Source organism: Microcystis sp. M_QC_C_20170808_M3Col (assembly GCF_007095505.1).
Lineage (GTDB): Bacteria > Cyanobacteriota > Cyanobacteriia > Cyanobacteriales > Microcystaceae > Microcystis.
In genome coordinates this window covers 1-4,954 of record NZ_SFBY01000157.1, presented here as the reverse complement: position 1 = coordinate 4,954, position 4,954 = coordinate 1, and the positions used below count along the sequence as shown (strand labels likewise).

Sequence of the window (4,954 nt, the reverse complement as noted above, 5' to 3'; positions counted from 1 at the left end):
TCCTAATGTAAATTTAGTTAGTAATATTGGATTTGGTGAAGGTGCTACTCATACAAGCAGCAGTAAAAGTCGAGTTGCAAATCTTCCTGTTAAAGAAATGAATTTTCCGTTAAAACATCTCCCATTTTTGCTGCGCCATGTTGAAGCGGATGATTTTACTCATAATAATATTTTCTATGTTAGCTTATTGTCTAGGTTATCAAGAAAATTAGCAAAAGTTTTTATAAATTAAATTTGGAGTTACCATGACAGAGCAAATAAATCAAGAATCAGTATATTGTCCCTTAAGCAAAAGCTCAAAAATTGGCTTAGTTGAAAAAATAGCTGTTAGTGACTTAGTAAGTCTCTATAAAAAAATGCTGAACTGTGATGTGGCTTCAGAGTTTGGCAATATTCAATATATCGATTTTTATCACTGTCTTGAATCAGACCTTTATTAAAGCTTGTATACTAAGGCTTTGAGTTTTTGTTAGATTGATATTTATCAACTTTAGAGCATTGCTGGGCAGAGAGGGAGCTTGAGGAATTTTCTACAGTGTAAGTTCGGAAGAACCATTTTTTCTTTCCGATGATAACGGGTTCAGAGAATTTTTATGAAAAACTACAAGTATTTGATTGGTATTACTTGGAAGAAAAAAATGAATATGATTATGCTAGTCAATTTATCAAACCTTCTAATTCTGTTTTAGAAATTGGTTGTGGACAAGGGAGTTTTTCAAAAAAGATAAGTAGTAAAAACTACACTGGTCTTGAGTTTAGTCAAAAAGCTAAAGATTTGGCTCAATCTAATAAGCTTAATGTAATTAATGAATCAATTCAATCTCATGCTATGTCCTATGCAGAAAACTACGATGTCGTATGTGCTTTTCAAGTTTTAGAACATATAGGAGATGTTCATTCATTCATTGCTGCTAGTATTGCCTGTCTTAAACCTGGAGGAATTCTTATATTATCAGTTCCAAGTTATGATTCATTTAGCCGATATGTATCTAATTTTTTTCTTGATATGCCACCTCACCACGTGACAGGATGGACAGATAAGACTTTCAAGAATTTAACCAAATATTTTCTGGTCGAAAATGTAGAAATTTGGCATGAACCACTACAAGAAGTACATAAATCATTTTATGTAACAACTGTCATTAAGTTAGCATTATTCAAACTTTTGAAAAAAGGTTCTTCGTTACTTGGTATGGTTCGATCAGGGGGCAGAAATCGGCTAAATCCTTATCTGGCAAGAGACTTAATTGATTAGCTCGTTCTAGATTGAAAACAATTGACAAAAATCGCCAAATGTCTTTCTCTATAAGAGTTTCATTCCTTATAATCCTGTCTGTTGCATAAGACAAACCGAAAAACCGAATTTTGTAAAAAAAATCAGGAGTTAATACTATTAAGTAATAGTTGACATCAGATACACCTTTTTGCTATCTTGTGTTTGTCAACTTTAATGAGTGTCAAAGAATATGCACATAGTCTGTCCTTTAAGCGGTAGTGCTAACCTTGTTTTACGAGAAACTATAGAAGTTAAAGCACTCATTAAACTGTATAGCAGATGGGGGGGGGTTGATATCAGTTCGGAATTTCTTGATTTAGAGACGATTAATTTTTATCATTGTCTAGATTCAGATTTGAAATTTTTTCATCCTCTGGTTACAGGTTCAGAATCATTTTATCAAGAATTACAGAAGTTCAACTGGTATTACATGGATGATAAAGAGGAATATGATTATGCTTGTCGTTACATCAAAGACAATGATATAATCCTTGAAGTAGGCTGTGGAAAGGGAGCCTTTTCTCGAAAAATCCAAACTTCTAGTTATACTGGACTGGAATTTAGTAAGGATGCCATAGAAATAGCGAGTAAAGCTAGTATAAAAATTATACATCAATCAGTAGAAATTCACAGTAACAGTCATTTAGAAAGTTACGATGTTGTTTGTTCATTCCAAGTGTTAGAGCATGTGTCTAACCCTAAATCCTTTATAGAATCTTGTTTAAAATGCCTTAAAAAAGGCGGTCTATTGATTATCTCTGTACCTAGTGATGATTCATTTATTGGCTCTCTCAAAAATAATGTTTTAAATATGCCCCCTCATCATGTTACACGTTGGTCTGACAAAGCTTTACAATATGTAGCTGACCGTTTTTGTCTCAAGCTAATTGATATTCATCATGAAAAATTAGCAGATATTCATAGAAGGCTATATGCTCGTGAGCTTGTAATAAAGTCGCTGGACAACTTATGGAAAAATAATCAAAGCTATTCTTTAGTAGATAGTTCAACCAATTATCAAGTCAAATCAAAAATATCTAAAGTGATAGCTGCCTTTATTTCTGCTGGACTCACAGATGATATAATTAAGCCAATTGGTCATTCAGTAACAGTTGTTTACCAGAAATAAATAAATTTACTTCCGAAGGTTTAAATTGGTATAAATTACTTACTGTTTACAATTGTTATGTTCCGAATATGAGGATAATATGCTTAAAAAATTTCTGAAAACCCTATTCAAAAAACTAGGATTTGAAGTCAAGAGATATAATCTTAATACTTCACAAGTAGCTCTGATGGAGACGTTATTAAAGTATCACCATATAGACCTAATTTTCGATGTGGGTGCTAACTGTGGACAGTATGCTAGTTTTCTGCGAGACTGTGGTTATGAGGGCAAAATAGTATCCTTTGAACCTTTATCCAGTGCTTACTCACAATTACTTACTCTAAGCAAGAAAGATAACTTGTGGGAAATTGCTCCTCGCTCTGCTTTAGGAGATCAAGAAGGTGAAATTACCATTAATATTGCTGGGAATAGTCAAAGTAGCTCTGTACTGTCGATGTTGGATTCTCCTGTGCAAGCTGCTCCTGAATCAGCTTATTGTGGTTCTGAAATAGTACAATTGAGACGGCTAGATACTTTAGCTAAAGACTACATTACAGAGGGTACTCAATCAATATTTTTAAAGATCGATGTGCAGGGATTTGAAAAGCAAGTTATTGAAGGTGCTTTTCAGATTCTTCCTTTAGTTAAAGGGATTCAAATAGAAATGTCTTTAGTGCCACTATATGACCAGCAAATGCTCTTTGAAGATCTGCTAGATTTTATGAGACAAATTGGCTACGAGCTATAGACAATTGTTCCGAACTTTGCCGATAGAAAAACTGGAAGACTATTACAAATGGATGGGATATTTTTTAAGTCATGAAAGTCTGTTTACTAAGTAATTCAGATGGTCAAGGAGGGGCTTTTATAGCGGCTTATCGTCTGCATAAAGGGTTACATCGGATTGATGTGGCATCAACTATGCTGGTCAATTATAAAACGACTGATGACCATACTGTTTTATCGCCAGCAAGTAAATTAATGAAGGGATGGACAAAGCTAATACCTGCCGTTGATCACTTGCCCTTGACATTATATACCCAAAGAGAAAAAACGCCTTATTCTATCCAATGGCTTCCCGATCGCCTTGTTTCTAGAGTAGCCCAAATTAGTCCAGATATTATTAACTTACACTGGATTAATGCGGGGTTTTTACAAATTGAAACCCTAGCCAAATTTAAGCAACCTCTTGTTTGGACGGCTCACGATATGTGGCCGTTCACGGGTGGTTGTCACTATAGTGGAGAATGCGATAAATATACTCAATCCTGTGGTCATTGTCCCCAATTAAACAGTCAGCAAGATGGGGATATTTCTGGTTGGGTTTGGTGGCGAAAAGCCAAAGCTTGGAAAAATCTCAATCTTACCATTGTCACCCCCAGTCAGTGGTTAGCAGATTGTGCTAGAAATAGTTCTCTATTTCAGGATTTACGGATAGAAGTAATTGCCAATGGCTTAGATATTCAAAGATATAAACCAATCGAGAAAAACACTGCTCGCCGTCTCTTAGGATTACCCCAAGATAAACAGCTTATTCTCTTTGGTGCTATGACGGCAACAAGCGATAACCGAAAAGGGTTTCATCTGCTGCTACCTGCCATAAAAAAACTCAGTCAGGGGGAAATATGGCAGCATAAATTAGAGTTAGTGGTCTTCGGTGCTTCTGAACCAGTTAATCCGCCTGATTTTGGACTGAAAACCCATTATTTAGGCAGATTAAATGATGATATTTCCCTAGCTTTAGTCTATGCCGCCGCCGATATTTTTGTCGCTCCCTCAATTGAGGATAATCTTCCCAATACAGTCATGGAAGCTCTCGCCTGTGCCACTCCCTCTGTTGCCTTTAAAATTGGTGGAATGCCTGATATGATCGAACATCAAGAGAATGGTTATCTGGCCCACCCCTTCGAGGTGGAAGACTTGGCACGGGGAATTAATTGGGTATTAGAAGATAGTGAAAGATACCAGAAATTGTGCAATCGCGCTCGTGATAAAACAGAGCAGGAATTTACTCGTGAGATTCAAGCATCTAAATATTTAAAGCTGTATAATGAAATATTGGAGTCTTCCAAGTCAACTTGAACGGTCTTAGCCATGCTCAAAAAGACGACTAGGAAACTCTCCAGAAGTTTAGGAATTGATCTAAAAGGATACAATGTCCAAACATCCAAACAATCCCGATGGCTCAGATAGGGCAGCCAATGGCTCAGACAAGCACTTTGGGACTGTAAAATTGCGGCTACTGTCTCAGCGAACCCTTGCAGATGTCGTTTATCTTGCGGCTTAACCCATTAGTTGGAGATAGAAGATAAAGGGGCAGAAACTCAATGAAGGAAAAAAAACGATGAAATGTCCAGAATGTAAAAGTGACCACATCAATAAAAATGGTCATCGTGGTCAAAAACAAAACTATATATGTGTAAACTGTGGTCGTCAGGGCGTTGTCAGATGAAGAGATGAGAAGGCAAAATAGATAGAAACTCAATGAAGGAAAAAAAACGATGAAATGTCCAGAATGTAAAAGTGACCACATCAATAAAAATGGTCATCGTGGTCAAAAACAAAACTAT

General features: G+C 36.0%; 6 protein-coding genes and 3 pseudogenes. 8 read left to right on the top strand and 1 reads right to left on the bottom strand.

Annotated features, from left to right (window positions below; genetic code table 11):
• The 6 genes and pseudogenes from EWV84_RS07345 to EWV84_RS07320 all read left to right on the top strand — a co-directional run.
• Positions 1-232: pseudogene (locus tag EWV84_RS07345) on the top strand (glycosyltransferase family 2 protein); the annotation flags it as partial.
• 13 nt (positions 233-245) lie between these two features.
• Positions 246-440 carry a hypothetical protein gene (locus tag EWV84_RS07340; RefSeq protein ID WP_287077487.1) on the top strand — a complete coding sequence of 65 codons (195 nt, stop codon included), beginning with the start codon at positions 246-248 and terminating at the stop codon, positions 438-440.
• A 128-nt stretch (positions 441-568) separates the two neighbouring features.
• Positions 569-1,255: a class I SAM-dependent methyltransferase gene (locus EWV84_RS07335; protein WP_287077486.1), complete on the top strand. Its 687-nt coding sequence runs from the start codon at positions 569-571 to the stop codon at positions 1,253-1,255.
• A 211-nt stretch (positions 1,256-1,466) separates the two neighbouring features.
• Complete coding sequence (locus EWV84_RS07330) at positions 1,467-2,405, top strand: class I SAM-dependent methyltransferase (protein ID WP_287077485.1); 939 nt, start codon at positions 1,467-1,469, stop codon at positions 2,403-2,405.
• Positions 2,406-2,484: 79 nt separating this feature from the next.
• The gene (locus tag EWV84_RS07325; protein WP_287077484.1) at positions 2,485-3,132 is read left to right on the top strand and encodes an FkbM family methyltransferase; all 648 of its coding nucleotides are present in this window, start codon (positions 2,485-2,487) and stop codon (positions 3,130-3,132) included.
• Positions 3,133-3,203: 71 nt separating this feature from the next.
• The gene (locus EWV84_RS07320; RefSeq protein WP_287077483.1) at positions 3,204-4,466 is read left to right on the top strand and encodes a glycosyltransferase family 4 protein; all 1,263 of its coding nucleotides are present in this window, start codon (positions 3,204-3,206) and stop codon (positions 4,464-4,466) included.
• An 89-nt stretch (positions 4,467-4,555) separates the two neighbouring features.
• On the opposite strand, the pseudogene EWV84_RS23060 reads toward EWV84_RS07320, so the two are convergent.
• Positions 4,556-4,675, bottom strand: a pseudogene (locus EWV84_RS23060) (IS4 family transposase); the annotation flags it as partial.
• A gap of 53 nt (positions 4,676-4,728) precedes the next feature.
• On the opposite strand from EWV84_RS23060, the pseudogene EWV84_RS07315 reads away from it, so the two are divergent.
• Positions 4,729-4,821: pseudogene (locus EWV84_RS07315) on the top strand (transposase-like zinc-binding domain-containing protein); the annotation flags it as partial.
• Positions 4,822-4,885: 64 nt separating this feature from the next.
• Positions 4,886-4,954: transposase-like zinc-binding domain-containing protein (locus EWV84_RS23055; RefSeq protein WP_502705762.1), on the top strand; the 69-nt coding region annotated here is incomplete at its 3' end.